19 protein-coding genes are annotated in these 20,746 nt (G+C 49.8%); 7 read left to right on the forward strand and 12 right to left on the reverse strand.

The window, feature by feature from the left end; translation table 11 throughout:
• Nucleotides 1-272: 272 nt before the first annotated feature.
• On the forward strand, nucleotides 273-2,099 hold the full coding sequence (locus tag FJM74_RS05205; RefSeq protein ID WP_187261512.1) for a M2 family metallopeptidase: 1,827 nt from the start codon (nucleotides 273-275) through the stop codon (nucleotides 2,097-2,099).
• A 368-nt stretch (nucleotides 2,100-2,467) separates the two neighbouring features.
• On the opposite strand, the gene cysM is transcribed toward FJM74_RS05205, so the two are convergent.
• Both cysM and FJM74_RS05215 read right to left on the reverse strand, forming a co-directional pair.
• On the reverse strand, nucleotides 2,468-3,352 hold the full coding sequence (gene cysM, locus FJM74_RS05210) for a cysteine synthase CysM (RefSeq protein ID WP_187261513.1): 885 nt from the start codon (nucleotides 3,350-3,352) through the stop codon (nucleotides 2,468-2,470).
• A gap of 649 nt (nucleotides 3,353-4,001) precedes the next feature.
• Entirely contained in the window at nucleotides 4,002-4,157 is a 156-nt protein-coding gene (locus FJM74_RS05215; protein WP_187261514.1) for a hypothetical protein, read from the reverse strand.
• 7 nt (nucleotides 4,158-4,164) lie between these two features.
• On the opposite strand from FJM74_RS05215, the gene FJM74_RS05220 reads away from it, so the two are divergent.
• Nucleotides 4,165-4,803 carry a hypothetical protein gene (locus FJM74_RS05220; protein WP_187261515.1) on the forward strand — a complete coding sequence of 213 codons (639 nt, stop codon included), beginning with the start codon at nucleotides 4,165-4,167 and terminating at the stop codon, nucleotides 4,801-4,803.
• 470 nt (nucleotides 4,804-5,273) lie between these two features.
• On the opposite strand, the gene FJM74_RS05225 is transcribed toward FJM74_RS05220, so the two are convergent.
• Complete coding sequence (locus FJM74_RS05225; RefSeq protein ID WP_187261516.1) at nucleotides 5,274-5,951, reverse strand: porin family protein; 678 nt, start codon at nucleotides 5,949-5,951, stop codon at nucleotides 5,274-5,276.
• A 383-nt stretch (nucleotides 5,952-6,334) separates the two neighbouring features.
• On the opposite strand from FJM74_RS05225, the gene FJM74_RS05230 reads away from it, so the two are divergent.
• Both FJM74_RS05230 and FJM74_RS05235 read left to right on the forward strand, forming a co-directional pair.
• Nucleotides 6,335-7,387, forward strand: coding sequence for a nucleoid-associated protein (locus tag FJM74_RS05230; RefSeq protein ID WP_187261517.1), 1,053 nt, complete (start codon nucleotides 6,335-6,337; stop codon nucleotides 7,385-7,387).
• Nucleotides 7,388-7,505: 118 nt separating this feature from the next.
• Nucleotides 7,506-7,937 carry a hypothetical protein gene (locus FJM74_RS05235; RefSeq protein ID WP_187261518.1) on the forward strand — a complete coding sequence of 144 codons (432 nt, stop codon included), beginning with the start codon at nucleotides 7,506-7,508 and terminating at the stop codon, nucleotides 7,935-7,937.
• Nucleotides 7,938-8,095: 158 nt separating this feature from the next.
• Here FJM74_RS05235 and FJM74_RS05240 read toward each other — a convergent pair whose 3' ends face one another.
• Nucleotides 8,096-9,052, reverse strand: a complete 957-nt coding sequence (locus tag FJM74_RS05240) for a sterol desaturase family protein (RefSeq protein WP_187261519.1) — start codon at nucleotides 9,050-9,052, stop codon at nucleotides 8,096-8,098.
• Between the two features lie 314 nt (nucleotides 9,053-9,366).
• Between FJM74_RS05240 and FJM74_RS05245 the strand changes: the two genes are divergently transcribed.
• Nucleotides 9,367-9,570, forward strand: coding sequence for a hypothetical protein (locus FJM74_RS05245; RefSeq protein WP_187261520.1), 204 nt, complete (start codon nucleotides 9,367-9,369; stop codon nucleotides 9,568-9,570).
• Nucleotides 9,571-9,732: 162 nt separating this feature from the next.
• Here FJM74_RS05245 and FJM74_RS05250 read toward each other — a convergent pair whose 3' ends face one another.
• The 3 genes from FJM74_RS05250 to FJM74_RS05260 form a co-directional block, all read right to left on the reverse strand.
• A complete protein-coding gene (locus FJM74_RS05250) occupies nucleotides 9,733-10,260 on the reverse strand; it encodes an RlpA-like double-psi beta-barrel domain-containing protein (RefSeq protein WP_241738959.1) in 528 nt (175 codons plus the stop codon).
• Nucleotides 10,261-10,843: 583 nt separating this feature from the next.
• Nucleotides 10,844-11,434, reverse strand: coding sequence for a TVP38/TMEM64 family protein (locus FJM74_RS05255; protein ID WP_241738960.1), 591 nt, complete (start codon nucleotides 11,432-11,434; stop codon nucleotides 10,844-10,846).
• A 79-nt stretch (nucleotides 11,435-11,513) separates the two neighbouring features.
• Nucleotides 11,514-12,377, reverse strand: a complete 864-nt coding sequence (locus FJM74_RS05260) for a rhomboid family intramembrane serine protease (protein ID WP_187261522.1) — start codon at nucleotides 12,375-12,377, stop codon at nucleotides 11,514-11,516.
• 458 nt (nucleotides 12,378-12,835) lie between these two features.
• On the opposite strand from FJM74_RS05260, the gene FJM74_RS05265 reads away from it, so the two are divergent.
• Complete coding sequence (locus tag FJM74_RS05265) at nucleotides 12,836-14,614, forward strand: glycoside hydrolase family 3 protein (RefSeq protein WP_187261523.1); 1,779 nt, start codon at nucleotides 12,836-12,838, stop codon at nucleotides 14,612-14,614.
• A 168-nt stretch (nucleotides 14,615-14,782) separates the two neighbouring features.
• Entirely contained in the window at nucleotides 14,783-15,493 is a 711-nt protein-coding gene (locus FJM74_RS05270) for a hypothetical protein (RefSeq protein ID WP_187261524.1), read from the forward strand.
• A 194-nt stretch (nucleotides 15,494-15,687) separates the two neighbouring features.
• Here the strand turns inward: FJM74_RS05270 and FJM74_RS05275 are convergent, their stop codons facing one another.
• The 5 genes from FJM74_RS05275 to FJM74_RS05295 all read right to left on the reverse strand — a co-directional run bounded on the left by FJM74_RS05275 (nucleotide 15,688) and on the right by FJM74_RS05295 (nucleotide 20,746).
• A complete protein-coding gene (locus FJM74_RS05275; protein WP_187261525.1) occupies nucleotides 15,688-16,215 on the reverse strand; it encodes an NUDIX domain-containing protein in 528 nt (175 codons plus the stop codon).
• Between the two features lie 227 nt (nucleotides 16,216-16,442).
• The gene (locus tag FJM74_RS05280; RefSeq protein ID WP_187261526.1) at nucleotides 16,443-17,465 is read right to left on the reverse strand and encodes an SDR family NAD(P)-dependent oxidoreductase; all 1,023 of its coding nucleotides are present in this window, start codon (nucleotides 17,463-17,465) and stop codon (nucleotides 16,443-16,445) included.
• A gap of 103 nt (nucleotides 17,466-17,568) precedes the next feature.
• Entirely contained in the window at nucleotides 17,569-18,339 is a 771-nt protein-coding gene (locus FJM74_RS05285) for an outer membrane beta-barrel protein (RefSeq protein ID WP_187261527.1), read from the reverse strand.
• A gap of 315 nt (nucleotides 18,340-18,654) precedes the next feature.
• Nucleotides 18,655-19,569, reverse strand: a complete 915-nt coding sequence (locus tag FJM74_RS05290) for a M28 family peptidase (protein WP_187261528.1) — start codon at nucleotides 19,567-19,569, stop codon at nucleotides 18,655-18,657.
• Nucleotides 19,570-20,158: 589 nt separating this feature from the next.
• Complete coding sequence (locus tag FJM74_RS05295) at nucleotides 20,159-20,746, reverse strand: hypothetical protein (protein WP_187261529.1); 588 nt, start codon at nucleotides 20,744-20,746, stop codon at nucleotides 20,159-20,161.

Raw genomic sequence — 20,746 nt, forward strand, 5'->3', positions numbered from 1 at the left:
CAAATAATCTGACTCGGATTGTAAGTGGCTGATTCCTAAATTATAGGAAGATTGATGTGAAGTTTAGGAAATGAGTCGCCAGAGCAAGCTTAGCAAACTCTTAACCCTTCATTAAGGCGAATATCTATAAAAAGCAGTAGAAACCTCCGGAGGGGCATTTTCATTCAAATAATCTCAAAAAGGCCAAACATTTCTCCTCCTGCTGCTCCTGCTCCTGTTAGATTTTGTAACTTACATTTTCTGAGAAAATAACATCTACTACTTTCTATTTTATGAAAAAAATCATTCTCACCGGCCTCACAGCCGCCATACTCCTCTCCTGCTCCAGTCAGAAAACAGATACTGCTACAACTGCTGTGGCAACTGAAATAAACGATTGGCAACAGGAGGCGCAGGCATTTCTGGAGGAGTATTCGGATACGTATCAGAAGCTTTATACAGCCTCAGCAGAGGCGGAATGGGCCTCCAATATTCGAATTGTGGATGGCGACTCTACCAATGCCGTGGCGACACGCAAGGCTAACGAGGCGTTTGCTGCTTTTACAGGCAGTACCGAAAACATAAAGCAGGCTCGGCAGCTGCTCGAACAGAAAGAGCAGTTAACCAACCTGCAGGTGCTGCAACTGGAGGAGGTGCTGTATGTTGCCGCCAACAACCCGCAAACGGTGCCGGAGGTGGTAAAGGCGCGCATCAAAGCGGAGACGGAACAGACAGAGAAACTCTACGGCTTCGACTATAAATTAAACGGAACGCCCGTTACCACCAACGACATTGACCAGATCCTGCGAACGGAGAAGAACGTGCAGAAACGGCTGGCCGCCTGGGAGGCCAGCAAGGAGGTTGGCAAAGGACTACGGGAAGGTATTCTGAACCTGCGGGACCTTCGGAACCAGACGGTGCAAAGCCTTGGCTACGACGACTACTTTACTTACCAGGCCTCCGACTACGGCCTTACCCGGGAAGAAATGATGGACCTGATGCAGCAGCTGAACCAGGAACTCCTGCCCCTGTACCGGGAACTGCACACCTACGCCCGCTACGAGCTGGCCAAGCAGTATGGTGTAAAAGAGGTGCCCGACATGCTGCCTGCCCATTGGCTGCCTAACCGCTGGGGCCAGGATTGGAGCGCCATGGTAGAGGTCAAAGGCCTGGACCTGGATGCTGCCCTGAAACCAAAAGGCGATAAGTGGCTGGTGGAGCAGGCGGAGCGGTTCTATACAAGCCTTGGTTTCCCGGAGCTTCCTGCCTCCTTCTATGAGAAATCGAGCCTGTACCCGCTTCCTCCTGACGCCGGATACAAGAAAAACAACCATGCCTCCGCCTGGCACATGGACCTGGACAAGGATGTGCGCAGCCTCATGAGCGTAGAGCCGAATGCCGACTGGTACGAAACCACCCACCATGAGCTCGGCCACATTTACTACTACATGACCTACACCAACCCCGATGTGCCGGTACTGCTGCGGGGAGGAGCCAACCGAGCCTATCATGAGGCGATGGGAAGTCTGATGGGGCTGGCCGCTATGCAAAAGCCTTTCCTGACGGAGCTGCAGCTGGTTGATGCCGGGGCCAGTACTGACGAAATCCAGACACTGCTGAAGGAGGCGCTGAGCTATGTGGTGTTCATTCCGTTTGCCTCCGGGGTCATGAGCGAGTGGGAGCACGACTTTTATGCCAAAGACCTGCCGGCAGACCAGCTGAATAAACGCTGGTGGGAACTGGCCCGAAAGTACCAGGGCATGGTGCCCCCAACAGAACGAGGTGAAGCTTTTACAGATGCCACCACCAAAACGCATATCAACGATGATGCCGCTCAGTATTACGACTATGCCCTGTCTTATATCATCCTGTTCCAGTTGCACGACCACATTGCTAAAAACGTTCTGAAGCAGGACCCGCACGCCACCAATTACTATGGCAGCCAAGAGGTGGGCGAGTTTCTGAGAAGCATCATGTACCCCGGAGCCAGCGCCGACTGGCGCCAGATGTTAAAAGACAAAACCGGCGAAGAACTAAGCGCCCGCGCCATGGTAGCCTACTTTCAACCGCTTATGGACTACCTGAAAGAGCAGAACAAAGGCAGGAAAGCTACTATTTAGTTAAGAACACAGAACCTCAGACACACCACCTCATCTTCAGAAAGGTCTTAACCTTGAAATCTGATATTGAAATTAAGAGGAGCATTTTGTTCGATTAAAAAAAGCAGCATAGGTCTTTCCCTATGCTGCTTTTTTTTAATCGAATCTCAATTGTACTAAGTACTTTTAAGCAAAGGTTGCCACACTAAAAGCCGGATCAGCAGCCCCAGGAGCAACGGTATGCTCCGGAGGTCTGTTTTAATTAGCATAATTCAGAATGAAGGCTGTGTGCAGCTTCGGAAACCCACGAGCCAAATCCTTCTTGAAAGCACTTCGTAAATTATCCGTTTATAGAGTCTTGTGTCCTGTATCTGGCGTCGTGGGTCTTTTCAGTTACCGAACAGATCAGACGACAGGTAGCGGTCGCCACGGTCGCAGATGATGCAGACAATGACGCCTTCGTCCAGGGTCTCCATTAATTTAAGAGCTGCTGCTACGGCACCTCCGCTGCTCATGCCGGCAAACACGCCTTCCTCCCGGGCCAGCCGGCGGGTCATGGCGGTGGCTTCGGCCTGCGACACGTCAATTACCTGATCCACGCGCTCCGGCTCAAAAATTTTAGGCAGGTACTCTTTTGGCCACCTGCGGATACCGGGGATCTGAGAGCACTCTGTGGGCTGTGTGCCCACAATCTGCACCTGCTGGCTCTTCTCCTTCAGGTAGCGCGAAACACCCATTATGGTGCCCGTGGTACCCATGGAAGAAACGAAATGGGTAATGGTGCCATTTGTTTCGTTCCAGATCTCGGGGCCGGTGGTCTGGTAGTGCGCCAGGTAATTGTCGGGGTTGGCAAACTGGTTGAGCCCCAGGTATCCGCCCTCCGCCTCTCTGTCCCGCACATAATCGATGGCGGCTTCCATGGAGCCTTCGGCCGGCGTCAGAATAACTTTGGCACCATAAGCCTCCATGGTCAGCACGCGTTCGCGGGTGGCATTGGCAGGCATCACCAGTTCTATTTCAACGTCAAACATGCGGGCAATCATGGCCAGTGCAATGCCTGTGTTGCCACTGGTGGCTTCTATGAGCTTCATGCCAGGCTTTAACTCGCCACGGTCCAGGGCGCCTTTTATCATGCCGTAAGCGGCCCGGTCTTTTACACTGCCGCCCGGGTTGTTGCCTTCCAGCTTGGCCAGCAGTTTCACCTGAGGCCTGGTAGAGATAGTTTTTAGTTCTATGAGAGGCGTATTGCCTATAGTGTCGAGTAGAGAGGCCATGTTGGTTCGGTTATTATCTTCTATTCAGCCTGGCAATCATTCCAGGTCTTGTTTACAAATCTATCATCAGGTGGCACAGGCACCTGCAATTAAGTAAAGGCACAAAAGGTGCAAAACCTTTTTCTGACAATCCGGAAGAAAAGTTTACCTGCAGCCAAAATAGTAAACCTTTGCCGAATTAGCAGTATCCCAACCCATATTTAAGGAGGCGACTTCTTTGCTGCTTCGCCAAATGAGAACTTCAATATAAAAAATTATGATCGATAGGCTACCCGGCAGCTTTTCGGGTATTCAACTTTTCTAAGAATCAGATGGGAGGCTTACCAGGCTCCACCGGACCGAAAGTATCTAAGCGGCTTTTCCTTTTACTCCCGAATGAGCTTTTAAGAGAAAAATGCATTTACTGCACACTAAGATTCCTGTGCCGGCAATGGAGCTGGTGCCGGAACCTCTGAATAACAGAAGAAGCCACAACAGCAGCTGCAGAGAGCTCCGGTGGGCTATTTTCATTCAAATAATTGCTTGTTGTTGGTTGTGGCTAAACCACGCGGCCGTTAACACCTGGATTACATTCCGTTGATAATCAGACGTTTTAAATAAATTTTCTTCCTAACTTAAAAATATTTTTAAAAATTGTCACATTCATTATTCAAGTTCCTACAATATTTTTATTTTTGATGTTTCCGAGTACCCTCTCTTTATTTTTCAATGAGATAATTGGCAAATGATTTCCTGCATCAGCTGCAGAAAAGAGGTGTGCTGGAAATTTTTGATGTACCTGCTTTAATTCTATAATCATCATCATTTAGCCCATGAAAAGAATTTTACTCTTACTGATCGTCGCAACTACGGTATTGTCGGGATGCGGACCACAGATTTACCAGTCGAACAACTTTGCCGTTGAAAAGCAAAAGCATAAAGTTGTGGCTATTTTGCCCTTCGAAGTTTTAATCGAGGCCAAAAGACTGCCAAAAGGCGTCACAGCCCAGATGCTTCAGGAGCAGCAGCGCGACTATGGCTATGGCCTGCAGGGCGACGTTTATGGCTACTTCCTGAAACAAATGAGCAAGGACCGCTACACGGTTACTTTCCAGGACGTATCTAAAACGAATGCCATCCTGAACGATGCTTTTATTTCTTACGAGGATCTCCGAACGTACTCTAAAGATGAGCTGTGCCGTATTTTAGGTGTGGATGCGGTGGTGTCCGGTAAAACAACCATGTCGAAACCTATGTCGGACGGCGCTGCCATTGCAGTAGGTTTGCTGGTGGGTGCCTGGGGGTCTACCAATTCTATCAACACCACTGTAACAGTGCATGAAGGAGAGAAAGGGGACCTGATGTGGAAATACGATTACATGGCCTCCGGCAGCGTAGGCAGCAGCAGACAGTCGCTTTCTAATGCCTTAATGAAAAACACATCCAAGAAATTCCCTTACAAAAAATCATAACACGAAAAAGACGCAGGTAAAATGCTCCCCTTCTCTTATTACAAATGTTCATAACAAAAAAGGCCGGTGCATGTACCTGCCTTTTTTGTTAAAAGATGGCCCTTGGCACATCCTGCTGGCTTAGCTTAAGGAAGTCGAAATTATTCAAATAAAAAATGGCCTCCAGAGGCTTTTCTGCTGATGGCTTCATTCCTATGACTACCTTATTCCTGAATGCTCCCCTTTCTTTAGGAAAGTCAAAGAAGAGGCTTTTTGTGCATCAGCAGCAGCAGCCAGTGTGCCGCTGGAAGGATATTTTGATTGAAGGAATCCGGAATGGCGGTGTATTCCTGGTTCTCAGCCTGACCAGACAAAACTAAGGAAATGGCATAAAGCCCCGCGCACATGCAAACGCTGGAGTCAGCCTCAAAAACAAAACGGCCACAGCAGGAGCCGTGGCCGGGATAATCACCATATCACTAAACACTATCTTAAAAGGCAAAACCGATAGAAGCTTTGATCACACTGTTATAAGTTTTAAAAGCGGCAGCATTGTCTATGGGGCTAAGGCCGAAGTCGTAGCCGGCGCTCATGTTAAAACCGTTGCTGAAGCGGTAGCCGACACCACCTGTCATGGCAAAGTCTATCTCGCGCATGCCGCTTTTCATGTCCCACTCCTGGTTGAGAACGTTTATGCCCAGTGCCCCCGCCCGCACCTGTATTTTATTAGAAAGCAGGTACGATACCTGCGGGCCGGCAAACAAATGGAACCCCTCCCCCACATAAACTTTGGCCAGCACAGGCAGGTCCAGGTACTCGGCTTTGTTGGTAACAGTTGCCCTCACATTCAGCCTATCGGCCATTTCGAAAGGTAAAGTTCCGGTTAGTCTGGTGCCTTTCTGGGAGTACTGCAGGCCCGGCTCAATCTCGAAACCGGGTGCGATCGGAATGCTCACAAAGGCGCCTGCATGAAAGCCTTCGCGCATCTGCTGCGAAACGGCGCCGTTAGTAAAGTCCATCAGGTTGTTGGCGCTTTTCACGCTCTCTCCCTGCCAGTTGGCCAGGTTAAGACCTGCTTTAATGCCGAAGCGCACTGGTTGCTGCTGCGCGAACACATCTGGTGCCGTAAACCCCAACACCAGGGCTATAAGTATGGCTATCTTTTTCATGATTCCTCTCCATTAAATATCAAAAGTTTATTTGGAGCCGCGCAGCTACCTGACTAACTAGAAAAACCGTGCCATTAATGTTGGAACAATCAGTCTTACCAAACAACAAGTATTGCAAACGCCTGATTTTCAGATACAAATATTTAAAACAAAAGCAGCGCCTGGCCTTGTGGCAAAGTTTTACAGGTTCAGCTGTTGGAGCCGGGAGCGTCTCTGATGGAATGCAATACCCCTGGCAGCCGCTAAAACGCCTGCTTCCCGGCAACTGTTTCTGCTCCCACTGCCAGGCCGGGTTACTGATAAATCTTCGGCACAAAACAATTGCCTTTGGGCGAGGTTCGCGTACCTTTGCAGCTCATAAAAAAAGCAATTCAGGAAAAGGCATGACAGACAAAAAGCTGGTGCAACTTAAAAAGCTGGCAGTACACCGTGTAGGCAACAAGGCAAAGGAAGAAGGCGTTATCGTATCGAAAGACCTCGTGGACCTGCGGGACGAGGAGCTGAACAGGCTGCTGCTGGGCTACTTCCTCTCCCCTTTTAAGCAGGAGGAGTTCTTCCGGTTCACCCACACTTCCGACCTCACCCTGAACGAGCTGTTTGCCTATGCCACGCTAATTTTTGGCAAGCCTGAGAGCTTCCATGAGTACTCCATCCATATTCTAAACCATCTCTACGAGCAGTCAGACCACCCCAAGGTGAAGAGCGGGGAGCTGTATATTGCCTATTTCTCTGGCTGTGGCCTGGAGGAGGGCACTACCGTAGATGCCATCGGTATTTTCAAATCAGAGAATAAAGACACTTTTCTCACTTTTCAGGATGAGGAAGAGGACCTGGCGCTGCAGTACCACGCCGGGGTGAACATAAAAAGTGTAGACAAGGGCTGCATGATTTTTAATAGCGAGGCCGAAGATGGCTACCGTGTAAAGCTGGTAGATGCCAACAGCACCGATGCCGTTTTCTGGAAAGAGGATTTCCTGCACGTAACCGAGCTGAAAGACACCAACTTCACCACCAAAACCTACCTGAACCTCTGCAAGGATTTTTCGGAGGAAGTATTTGCTCAGAAAGACAGCAAAAAAGACCAGATCGATTTTATAAACCGCTCGGTCGACTATTTCTCAAAGAACGAGACCTTCGATCTGGAAGAGTTTACGAGCAGTGTGATAGATGAGCCTGAGTCGGCGGAGCGGTTTAAAAGCTACTCCCAGAGTTTTGCCGAGGAACGCGGCCTGGAGCAGTTCGATGACTTCACGATCAATAAAGCCACGGTGCGCAACATGAAGCGCAAGTTCAGGAACTTTATAAAGCTGGACACACAGATTGAGATAAAGCTGAGCGGCTACAACCCCGAGCAAAGCGAGCAATACATGGAGCGTGGCTTCGACGACGACCGGGGCATGCATTTCTACAAGGTCTATTTCCATAGCGAGTCCTGAGGCAGTAGCGCCTTCCGGGCAGAAGAAACCTTTCGGATAATCCGATACGTTTAGTATCGGGCAGGAACATAAAACAGGAATGATTCTTGATTACCTAATGCAGACGAAAATGATACCGATGAAACCTATACTCTTTGCTTTACTTTTTGCTCTGGCCGCTCCGGTGGCGAAGGCGCAAACTACTGCGGCAGCCACTCAAAACAGCCAGGCAGGCGCCAGAACGCTGGAGCAGCGGGCACAGGAAATAACGGCAAGCATGGCCAAACACCTGGGCCTCTCGCCGGAGCAGGTAAAGAAAGTGGGTGCCATAAACCTGGCGAGCATGCAACACGCAGAGGCAGCCAAAAAAGAATACAAGGCAAACCCCAAAAAGCTCGTGCAGCAGATGGATATAATTGCACAAACCAGGCTCTCGCAGATAAAAGAAGCCCTTACCCCCATGCAGTTTGCCCAGTACCAGCAACGCCGCGAGGAGAAAATGGGTGTTCCGCGCGAGGCGCAAAGCAACCCCGCCTCTGGCCAGCCCGGAGGGTACCAGAATCAAAACTAAGCAGCAATTATTCTAATGAAAAACGGCCTCCGGAGCCCATGTATTGCTGCTGCCCTGGCTAAGCCGTGGCTGTCGCAGACCAGAAGGGTAATTGATTTGTTTCGTTGTACTACAGCAACAGCAGCAAAGCTTCCGGAGGGCCTTTTCATTTAAATAATTTACTCTGCCGCCACTATTTCTCTACTTCCATCCTTGGGAGCAGGGCTGCTCTCCGGCGCATCGGCCACAACCTTACTTTGGGCTAGTTGCCGCTGATGTTCCGTTACAAGGGCACCCGGAGGCTGAAACAGGAGCTGAAAAACTTCTTTTCCGGATCTGGCATGTTTTAAGTCCTGCCAAATATCCAGGTATTCATGAAATACAAGATAGACTGGATTATAAGAAGAGACCGGCTTGGTAAGCCCATACACGGGGGCCTCCTCCTCTGCCTGAAAAGTGCCAAACATCCTGTCCCAGATAATAAGCGTGGAGCCGAAATTTTTGTCGATATACTTTGGGTTGGACCCGTGGTGGGCGCGGTGATGAGAAGGCGTCACAAACAGGTATTCGACAGGGGCCGGCATTTTGCGGATCAGTTCCGTATGAATCCAGAACTGGTAGAGCACCGCAACCTGATGGCACACAAAAAAAGTAAACGGGTCGATGCCCAGCAGCGGCACCGGTATAAAAAACACAAACTTTATCTGATTTGTCCAGCCGGTGCGGAATGAGACGGAGAAGTTCATCTTGCTGGACGAGTGGTGTGTGACATGGGTGGCCCACCAGAACCGCTGCTCGTGAGCGATCCGGTGCGCCCAGTACCGGCAAAAATCCACCGCAAGGAAACAAACCAGAAAGCCCCACCAGACTCTGGGCATGGCCCACGGCACCATATTGTAGATGTGCATGGCAATAGAGAAGAGAAGTATTTTCATCATTCCGCCCAACACCGCATTCACTCCCCCAATGGACAGCGCCGCCAGAAAATCCTTTGTGTGGTAATAGTTCTTCTTTCGGTAGATGCCTACCAGCCACTCTGCCACCACCGAAAAAATGATCAGGGGGGCTGCATAGTGCATAATCGTTAAATCATTCAGCTTGTCTAACTGGTCAAAAGTAATACTCTCCTTATCCATTCAATACAAATTTCCCTATATACAGTTAATTAGTAAAACGAGTAAACACCTAAAGAGTTAAGTCCAGGCACAACGATAACCGATAACCCGAAGGAAATGAAGCTGGTAAGGAATGATTATGCTGCAATGGCACGCTGCCAGGTTGCCTTAGCGGTAATCATGCCACGAATGTGTGTGCGAATAACCGGTAAAAACGCGTATAAACCGGAGCAGGAGGCAGCAAGTTGTTGGCGGATCAACTCAAAACAGCTTTGCTTATCCCACCGGCAGCTTGTGCCTTTTTACTTATTTTCTAAATTTGCAGAAAAAGGACTATGAACATCAGAAAGAAAGTGAAGGCCATGCTGCCAACTGAATCGGGCCGGTTTGCTGCCCTTGATGTATTTATAAAGGCAGCTGAAAAGGATAAGTGGACCGAACAGGAAATGCAGTATGTTATAGATGAAGTGGTAGAGGCACGCTCAGATGCAGAAGGTTTGGAGGTACTGGAGTCTTACACCGACCAGCCTGGCGCCTGACCAGCCCTATGCCTGTAAAAAAAGGAAGCCCGAACTTCCTGAACAGGTTTTTCGGGCTTGCCTCCGGCTGTTTGAAAATTAATATGCTCCATTAGGGTACGTAGCGTTGACGAACAAACAGCTACAACAGCAACTTCTTTAAAACGGATCCTAGTGGTATTGTCAGCCTTCTGGTCCACTGGATGCGATAAACTTGGATATCTGAACATTTTTCCATTTTCCCATAATTTCGTCCTGCCGCCCCACCAGGATATCGATTCTTTTTCGGATACGCTTGTTCATGGTATCGCGTACGATATAGAGGCCATCCAGTTCTTCCGAAATGCCAGACACCAGCAAAGAATCGCCGTAGCTTATCTCGCCGCCCCAGCGGCTGTGCAGGTCCCGGGATACTGCTATCCAACGGTGCTTACCAGGATTTTTTTCGTTGATTTTGGAGCCGTCGGCAGTAGTGAAGGGGGTATCGTCGGTTTGGCCGGGCTCAGGAAAGTAAACTGTGGCAGTTACTGTGATGGGGGCTGGGGTCTTATTCAGGAGCTGCCCCGGCTCTTTTTCAGGTTTTGGTATCTCAAAAATTGTAGATTTTTTATTTGTGTCAGGGTGCGGAACATCCGCTTTACTGACTGAAAATTCTTCATCCAAAACCATGAAAATGGAGAGTGCTATTGCTAGTAATTTGATCCTAATCATGAGCAATCTGTTAGTTGAACATCGGCTTTCTTTTAATAAATGGCTTTAACGATGTTAACTTTAGTAGGTTGCCTTAGCCCTATCCATTTGTTTAATAGGTCAATTTTTACTAGCAAAAGCTCTCTTAAGCATTTTCACTCAATAGCATTCAATTCAATATAAAATAGTTCCAAAAAATATTTTTTTCTAATTTTTAACTGACTTTTTTATCAGAATCGGCGCCGCTAGTTAAAGGACTACTCATACTGGAAAAAACAAATAAGTATCCCCATAAATTATTGATCTTTTTAAATAAGGAAAGGGCACTTCTAAATGGTGATTACGGAAGCAGGTATTGTATTTTTAAAAGCTGCCATGGATTCAGAAATTCTAGATCTTTCAAAATAATCTCAAACCCCAAACAAAAGAACTCAATTTTCTTTTCAGGATTTTTCTCGTCTGTTTTTATTGCCAGCGACACAACTTATCAGAACTTGTTTCACCTGTTGTACAAGGAGTAAGAACGTGAGACGTGAGACGTGAATTGTTTTCCGCGAGGCAAGGCAACAAAGTCGTTCCGAAAAGTTAAGACGCAGTCTGTAAATCAGCTCTGTCTTTTTTTGAAATATTTATCATACACTACATAGACGATAAACAGCAGCAGGCTTACGCCGCCGACCCACAGGAGCCCGGACTTCAGGCGATCATTGTTTTCGCCCAGCCAGGCCAGCAGGATAGTTAGAGGAACAATGCCTGCCAGGGTAGCCGCCATAAACTTCAGGTAACCCATGCTGGCCAGCCCGGCCACAAAGCTGACAGCATCATTAGAGAGCAGAGGCGAAATGCGCGCGATAATGACGGCCCAGATGCCATAATCTTCCACGAAACCCGCCACCTTCCGCTCAGCTTTCCGGCCGATGAGCTTGCTCACCCCCGCCTCTCCAACACCCCGCCCGATCAGGTAGCCAACTGTTGCGGCCACAGATACAGCCAGAATTGCCAGCAGAGAGCCCCATACCGGACCGTACGCAATAATAGCCACCAGCATGAGCGCCACCACATTTACCACCACCAGAAACATCTGCGCCACCATGGCTCCTATCAGGAAAAACGGGCCCCAAAAACCAAATTGGCCTACCCACGTCGAAATTTCTTTTTCATCACCGCTTGTCAGCACCCCCCATGCTTGCTGCATTTGATCTTTAAAACCAGGGAAAATAAAATACGAAAGAACCAACCCCGCTAAAATAACTCCTGTGAGTATCAAGGGCCATTTACTTTGCTTTATATCCTCCTGCTTGTCTTGCGTTTGTTTTTCCGGCATACGTTTTCTGGTTGCGTGTTTGGACATTAGACGCAGGAATCACACCCGGAGTTGCCGCTTCTACCATGCCGGAGGTACGGTTCAGCAGGTACCTGTGATGATACGTGGCGGTAGTGGCCGGAGAAGCTACCTGGTATTTAACATACATGTGGCCTGAACCGGCGGCAAAGGTGGTGCTAAGGTGCAACTGCTGCAGCTGCTGCTGGTCCGGCGTCAGGGGCTCAGGTGCTTCTATGGGTTGTGGCAGATCTGCACCGCTGCCAAAAACAATTGCCGCCAGCAGGCCTGCTACCACTCCACCCAGGTGGCCTTCCCAGGATATGCGCTCCTCTGTCGGGAAAAGCCCGTAGAGGAAGCCGCTGTACAGAAACAAAATAGCCAGAGACACCGCCAGTGCGCTCCTGTCGCGCCGGATCATGCCCAGAAAAAACAGATACCCTACCATGGCATACACCACTCCGCTGGCGCCTACATGGTACGACTGCCGGCCAATAAACCAGGTCATCAGTCCGCTGCCTGCATAGCACATAGTTATTACCTGCACCGCCACGCGGCTATGCAGAAAAATAATTAAACCGGAAAGCAACACGAGCGGGAAAGAGTTTGATAGCAGGTGCGGGACGCCACTATGTATAAGCGGGCTCATAAACACACCTATCAGCCCGAAAAACTTGCGTGGCAGCACCCCCAGCCACACCAGCTCGGAGCCGGTCAGGAACTCCATTAGCTTTACAAGCCAGAGCAGCGCCACAAATAAGGTTCCCGGCAAAAAACTGTAGGCAAACCGGTCGCTTTCCTCCTGCAATTGGCTCATATAGGTATATCAGTAGGTGAAAATGGGTGCAATGTCAAATATATAGTTTAGCCAGAATAAACATGTCTGCAACTGGCAAGGTTTTTCTTTGAGCAGATAATTCCCCCTGAGCAGAAAGACTCGGATATGAGCGTAAAGCGCCAGGGATTGTTGCCATGAAGCCTGGCCATGCTATATCCCGGCCGCTGAAACAACCTATTTGGTCGGTGTCTGCTTACGTAGTTGCTAATGTATCGAATTACCAGCGAAATCAGCTAGAAGAAGACTACTACAACCAGATAAAAGCACTTTAGCTGCTATTCGTTATACATAGCATACCAGTGCCAGCAGGCAAAAAGAACAAACCCAAAATACTTAAAGCAAGTATGTATTTGTTGCATCAATGATTTTATATGCTTACCGTAAATTTAAAAACAGGCTTTGGAAAATGGCAGAATCTACGGCTTGTTGCTGTTTGCATGACAGCAATAAGTTTGTTTGGTTGCGAGAGTACCGGCGCCAGGCAGAATACGCTGGTGAGAAAAATAGAGCTTATGGCCGACTTGCCTGCCGAAAAACCAAGAGCAGGCGCCAGAAACCTGCTGGAGGCCCTGGAGCACCCGTCCGGCTGGGTAGACTCCGTTTACAATACCCTTTCGCTGGAGGAGCGGATAGCCCAGCTTATAATAATAGAGGCCTTCTCTAACCAGGGGCCAAAATACGAGGCGGAAGTACTGCAAGTTATTGAGCAACATAAAATCGGAGGACTCATTTTCTTTCAGGGCGGGCCTATCCGTCAGGCCAGGCTCACCAACCGGTACCAGGCAGCCTCTAAAGTGCCGCTCCTGATCTCTATGGATGCTGAAACAGGCATAGGCATGCGCCTGGACAGCACCGTGCAGTACCCCTTCCAGATGATGCTGGGCGCTGTGGAAGACAACGGCCTGATATACCGCATGGGTGCCGAAATAGCCGTAGAGTTTAAGCGCCTGGGCATGCACGTAAACTTTGCCCCCGTAGCCGACATAAACAATAACCCCGATAACCCCATCATCAGTTACCGCTCCTTTGGAGAAGACCGGCTGGCTGTAACGGCAAAAAGCCTGGCGTTTATGCGCGGTATGCAGGAAAACGGCATTATCGCCACTGCCAAACATTTTCCCGGGCATGGCGACACCGACATAGATTCGCACCACGACCTGCCGGTTATCCCCTTTAGCCGCCAACGGCTCGACTCGCTGGAGCTGTACCCGTTTAAGGAACTGATAGTGAATGGTGTTGGCGGCATAATGGTGGCCCATATGCATATTCCGGATCTCGACCCAACGCACAACCTTCCTTCTACACTCTCGAAACCAATCGTAACCGACCTGCTGAAGGAGGAGCTTGGGTTTAAAGGACTCATTTTTACGGATGCGATGGTGATGAAGGGCGTCACCAAGTTTTTTCCGCCCGGAGAGGCAGAGGCGCGGGCCCTGATGGCCGGCAACGATGTGCTGGAGCGTCTGAACAGCGTGCCCAAAGCCATTCAGGCTATTAAAGAAGCTATTGCCAATGGCGATATTCTGATGGAGGATATTGAGAAAAGCTGCAAGAAAATGCTGGCCGCCAAGCAGTGGGTGGGCCTGGACAACTACAAACCCATAGAACTGGAGAACCTCTACCAGGACCTGAATCCGCCCGAGGCCGATAGCACCAACAGAGCCATAGCGGAAGCCGCCCTTACCCTTCTCAAAAATGAGAAAAAGGTGCTACCCGTGCGCCAGCGGAAAAACCTGAAGATTGCTACTGTGTCTTTTGGAGCCATCAGGCCGACTGCTTTCCAAAGGGAAATTAAAAAATATGCCGCCACCAAAGACTTTGTTATTTCCAGAAAGGCAAATGCCAAAGAGGTGCAAAAGCTGCAGCAGCAACTTCGCTCCTACGACCTGGTGCTGGTGGCACTCTATGGCCCCAGCATTCGGCCCAGCAATAACCTGGGCTACTCAAAACATACCACTTCGCTCATACACCACCTGGCCAGCTCAAAAAAAGCCCTGATCACTTTATTCGACAATGCCTACACCCTTAACCAGTTTGAAGGCATTCAGAAGAGTCGGGGGCTGCTGCTGGCGTACCAACCCCACTTCCATGCCCAGGAAGCAGCAGCTAAGCTCATTTTCGGAGGCTTGCCGGTAAGAGGCAAGCTGCCGGTTACAGTAAACGATTTCTTCTCCTATGGCGATGGCATCAGCAAAGACAAGCCGCTGCTCCCTTAGTCGTGGCCAGGGTTGGTTAGGAACCGGCTGCAGGGAGAAGCTGTGGAGGGCCTTTTTCATTACCATAATTTGGCTGGCAGAGCAGGTGAAGCCTACTGCTCTGCCAGCTGAACACGCAGGGGTTATACTCGTAAGAAGACCAGATAGCGACAGTAAACAAACGAACCCATGAAAACTTTAGCAACCCCATTCAGATACATGGCACTCCTGCTGATCAGCTCCGCCCTTTGGGCCTGCGAAGGCAACAGAACTGCCGAGAACACCCGCGAAAGAGTGCTGGACACAACAGAAACAGAGGATACGGCCACAGTTGTTAAAACAGGAAGAACAGCCGAAGACCAACTCGCCGATTTCCGCGATTGGGTTAGTTCCAAAACCCGTCCGCTCGACTCTGTCGACACTACCCGGGGAACTGCCACCAGAGAGGAATTCCGTAAAAGAACAGCCCAGGTCGAAAGTCGGCTCGACAGCCTTTCGGCCCGTTCAAAAACAGAGTATGAGCAGCTGAAAGGCCGCTACCAGCAGTGGGAGGAGCGCCAGGAACGCCGGCAGCAGACCCCGCTCGATGCCCAAAAGCTCAGCCAATGGCAGGAGCAGTTGCTGCGCGAATTCCAGGACCTCGATAAAATCACCGATCAGAATGTGCGTGAAGCCTACCTGACCTTTATGGGCGAAGTAAGAGCCAAAAGACAAAACTGGACGCAGGACGACTGGGACTATGTAGACCATGTATATGGCCTGCTGAACCAACGCTTGCGCCAGATAGATAACCAGGTAGCAGCAGGCGACAAAGTCAAGATCAGAACGCTGCAGGCCGAATTTCTGAGCCTGGAAGCCGCCGCCGATACCCGCAACATGTTGGGAACCATGCGGGACTAACACCTGCCGGAGCGCCGGCTGCTCCTTAGCCGGCGCTCCGGCACCACCTGCATTCCACGAAATAGGTTCAAATCAACTGGAGCATTAGAAAGCATCTTTGCTCTCAAATTATCCTAATCAAAAATGCCCTCCGGAGATTATTTCTGCTGCTGCTAAAGACCCGACACCCAGGATTTGTTGCGAGAGGTGGCCTGCTATGCTTGTTTGCCAGCTTTCTGCAGCTGCATCCAGAGTTGCGCAATAATGGTTTTGGCGTCAGTAGATGGCAACTGCTCAAACTGCGCTGGTGAGTAGCGCACGATCTCGATGTGCTCATGCTCCCCTTCTTTACCGCCTCCTGCACCTGGCTGATGCGATACTTCGGCATAATACAGCAGCACCCGCTCCGTGCAGCCTCCCGGCGAGGAGTAGAAGGTATAAAGGTAGTCCAGGCGGTCTACATGGTAGCCTATCTCTTCTTCAATTTCCCGCACAATGCTCACCTCCGGCGCTTCCCCATCATCTACCATGCCGGCCACAATTTCCACCATCTCTGATTCCGATCCGATCCGGTACTGCTTTGTGAGCACGTATTGCTGGTCTTCGGTATCAAAAACCAGCGCTGCCACGGCATCGCCTCTATCAAACTGCTCCCGGGTAAAGCTGTGCCCCTGCTGCTCCACCGTCAGCTGGTACATTTTAAAAAAGCCGTCGTAAACTACCTCGCGGTTTGTAATTTTCATTTTTCAGGGTGATTTATATTTCAGGAATCGGGTTAAAAAGGAGAATGCGCCTCGTTCAGGAGTACCTGCCGCGAATGAACCCAAATTACTATATATTGCCGATTCTCTTCCGCTTTTATGTAAATTTTTCTAATTGTCGAAGATCACAATTATGCAAATGAAATAGCCCCTCCGGAGGCACTGCTGCTGCTGCTCCATACCAGCACAGCAAGTTTTGCCACAGATTGCTATAACTCATTATTTTTCTGCGCTGCCTCCTCTGTCTTCTTTGTTAAGGGCGACATGGAAAGGGGCGATTCGCTTTCGTAGCCTTTGGCTCTGCTTTTGCCTATGCCGCCTTCTCCGGGAAGCATGCCATTAACGAGCGCAAAAATATCAGCCATAAGCTCAGGCGAGAAATCGTGCAGGAAAGCGCCGATCTTAGCCGGCAAGGTGGTGATAACCTCGGCATCGCCGTGCCGAAGGGCATCCAGAATCTTTTCGGCTGTTGCCTCCGCACTCATAGATGTGAACGGGCTTGAATCCATAATTTTGAAGAGCGCATACTCTTTTTTATGCTGTCCCTTTACAAAAGCGTGCCGTGGGCTGCCCGTGCGCATGAGGCCAGGCGTGGCTGTGGTAACTGTGATGTTGAATTTATGAAGCTCCGCCCGAAGCCCTTCCGAAAGGCCGACCAGCGCAAACTTTCCAGCACTGTAGGGCACCAGGTGCGGCACGCTTATTTTGCCCCCAATCGACGACACATTCAGGATTCTGCCTCCTCCCCGCTCCTTCATGCTGTCCACTACAGACAGAATGGTGTAAAGAGGGCCCCAGAAATGTGTTTTAATAGATTCATCAAAGTCCTGTTCTGTCATTTCGCCAACAGGGCCGGCATGTATAACTCCTGCATTATTGATCAGCACGTCTACAGGCCCGAAGCTATCGCGTATGGTGGCGACCATGGCTTCTACCTGTGCCCTGTCGGTCACGTCGCAGGTCACTACCAGTACGTCGGCTCCTTTTTCGGCCAGCTCCCGGCGGGCATTCTCCAGCTGCTGCTCGTTGCGTGAACATAGCACCAGCCTTGCTCCCTCTGCTGCCAGCTGCCGGGCCATGACCAGCCCCAGGCCACGGGCGCCTCCGGTTATCAAAACTACCTTGTTTCTGAAATCGTAGGCCGTGAGTTTACGGTTAAGGGCTCTGAGGGCCACCAATGCACCAGCACCCGCCGCCAGCCACCATAACTTTTTTTTCTGTTGCTTGTTCATTTTCAGATTTGTTTGAGATTACGGCAGGCAAAAAAACGCCCTGCACCTACCGATAAAGGTACGAGCAGATGCAGGGAGTAGTTAGCCGCAGCGGGCTTGTTCTTTATTTCCCCTGGTTCTTTTTAGAGAAAATATTGTTTTTCAGAAGTGGAGTGTACAGCAATTTAATGGCAGCAATTCCGTAGTGGTCCTTGTTGCCGGCATTTCCAAGCCGTGGGCCAATGTTGTCGAGGTAGTCGGTGGTGGTAATGTGGTACATGAGCTCCGGCGCCACACTAATCTCATCGTTGAAACGGAACCGAAGGCCTCCCCCGAAAGAAAAGACAGGTGCAAAAGCCGGGTAATTCCGCTCGTTGTCGTAGGTAACCTGCGAATCGTTGAGCCGGCCGTTTGCCGGAAAGGAGGTGGCCGTATAATAGATAAAACCGGCACCGCCCTTTACAAAAGGCACGACAAAACGCTTGCGCGAGGAGCGGTAGTTGCCGGAGCCGCTATAACTATCGAGCAGGTTCAGCACCACCATGCCCGACACCTCAATTACCTCCGAGCTGAAGGCCACGTTCAGGGGCCGGGCCGGGTTTTTCTCTTCTGCCCCCAGCCTGAAATAGTCGAACTCGCCGCTAATGCCCAGGTAAGGACTGATCTTGTAGAGAGTGCCTACACTCACATTCGGTCCGAAATCGTTGCAGCCCCAGCTCCCGCAAATATCACTTTTAATGGCTGCCAGGCCACCCCCTACTTGTATCACAAAACCTCGCTCAGGAATATTACTGATGCCACGCTTTTTATAAAAACCGGACTGCCCGTAGGTGCTGAGGGAAAAGCAGCTAAGGACCACTACCTGCAGTAAAATAAAGTAAAAATTTCTGTTCATATGCTTAACAGCTTAACACAGCATGAGTTATAGTTCTTATGCTGCTCTGCCATTTTTATAAAGGAAACTATCTGTTTGCACCTCCCGATCAAAAGAAAAACATCTGTTATGCAAGACCTGAAACTGCGTCGGGAGTTTTGGTATATCTACGATTAATCGCATGCAATAGATGAAAACAGATCAGCCATAAAAGCATTATATTCAAAAATTAATATAAATAACTTTCAGATTACTTTAAAACGCACCCGATCTGTGATGAAAGCCTCCACAGTAGGAAAAAAAAGGGGGGAGAAGGTAAAAGCACAGTTGCAAATTTTACTTTACCGGCTTTTGCTGCGGACTCTCGTGGGCATCCGCAATCCGGATAAAGTCGATAACCAGCGCAGCAGCATCGGTATAAAACGCGGGGTCTATGTTTTGGAAGGTATCGGTGGGCTTATGATAATGGGCATGATCCTCTACTCCAAAGTAAATATACGGAATCCGGCGCTTATGAAACTGGAAATGGTCCGACTGCTTTGTCCAGTCGTCCCGGCCTTGTTCCGGGCGGTCGTGGCCCAGCACAAGCCTGGCGTTTGGGAGCGGCTGCACTTGCAGCAGGTAAGGCCTGAGCCAGGGGTGGTGAAAGGTGCCGCTGGCGTAGAGTTCCTTCTTTTGGCTGATGCTCAGCATGTCGAGGTTAATGTTCAGGACTATGTGCCCCAGCGGCACGGGTGGCGACTTCAGGAAGGCGGCTGCCCCCTGCAGCCCCAGTTCCTCCCCATCGAGGGCAGCAAAAATAATGGTATGCCGGGGCCTGTGTTGTTGAAAGTGAGCAGCAGCGGCAAGCAGGGCGCCCACCCCGGAGGCATTGTCGTCGGCTCCGTTAAAGATCTGGCCGTCCTGCTGGCCAATATGGTCATAGTGGGCTGTGATTACAAGTACTTTTGCCGGGTCGCCGGGAATATAACCGATCAGGTTGGCAGCCTGCTCCACCACTAGCTTTTGGGTCTGCAGCCGGAAATGTTGCCTGTAGCTGTCTCCGAAAGGCTGCAGCCCTATTTCCCTGAACCGGCGCTCCAGGTACTGTTGTGCCCTGCCGTTACCAGCCGTGCCACTCTGCCGCCCCTCCATAGAGTCGGCGGCCAGCGTGCGGATGTCGTGCAGCAGTTGGGTTGTGTCTATTATAATTTGCTGCGCCCCTGCCGGCAGGTGCCACACCAGGAACAACAGTATCAACAGCTTTTTCATAAGAGGGAAGAAATTTGGTGCCGGGAAGCAGACTAGTCCCAGCAATACCTGCCAGCTTTACCCGGAAAGAAAAAGCCCGACAAATTATTCTATTGAATTAGGCACTTAGTTAATAGCCTATAGTGCCTTATTTAAAAAATTACCAAACTACTGGTTTTGAGGACCACCCTCAATGTGCATATTGGTTTAACACTGGCTCTGAAAATTCAATTTAAATGTTTGATATTCAATTACTTAAATATTATTAAGCAAGTGCCTAATTCAATTATTCTAATGAAAATGTCCCTCCGGAGCAGCTGCTCCTGCTGCTGCCCTGGTTACTGCCAGTGTGGCCTACAGAAGTAACTGCCGGTTCTTCTTCAGCACCAGGATGAATACGCTCCGAAGGGGCATTTTGATTGGAATAATTGCACCGAAACCTGGCAGGCAATTATTTAAGTAGCACGAGTTATCCTGTAAGCATCCACTGAAAACGTTCCTGATTTATTTCCAGCAGCGTTCTTCCTGATTCCCTGCTTTGCCAATCCTGACCCCATCCGACAGAGGCCTTATTTAAAGCTTTCAACACATCTGGCTACAAAACTAAAAATCAGTCCTTTATATTAATATAAGAAGGAAGTTCCAGGGGGCCTACAGAAGTTTGGATGGTAGGCTTTATTTGGAGTGTTATTTTCGGTTTGTTAGCGGCATCAGCCTGCGAGAAGAGCGTGGCCAGCCGCATAAGTTGTGTAATGCTCGTATTTCCGTTCTCTGCAGTTAAGGTAACAGGAGAGCTTATAGAAATGGTGTTCAGGCCGTTGTGCAACTCCACGGGCTCACTTACCATGCCTTGCACGGTATTCGTGCCGTTTACCAGCAACTGCCATTTCAGCTGTGTTACCGTCATGGAGCGCTCCTGGCTTCCTTCCGGCAGTTTTACATCCAGGTCTAGTTTAGAGGTGGCTGCCAGCTTATTCTCCGATACTGCCGAAAACAGGATGGCTGCGTCGCTGAATGAGAAATCTTCCGGGCGCTTTTTGCTCAGCAAATCGATGCCATTCAGCTGCACCTCATTGATGCCCACCAGGTTATACTTCGCCTCCCTGAATGCATCCACATCTTTTTTCGAATTGCAGGAAAATACCAGGAACACTAGCCCGGCAAAAACAAAAAACTGAAAAACTGTCTTTTTTATCAT

Origin of the sequence: Pontibacter beigongshangensis (genome assembly GCF_014332515.1) — a bacterium.
In the GTDB taxonomy this organism is placed as follows: Bacteria; Bacteroidota; Bacteroidia; order Cytophagales; family Hymenobacteraceae; genus Pontibacter; species Pontibacter beigongshangensis.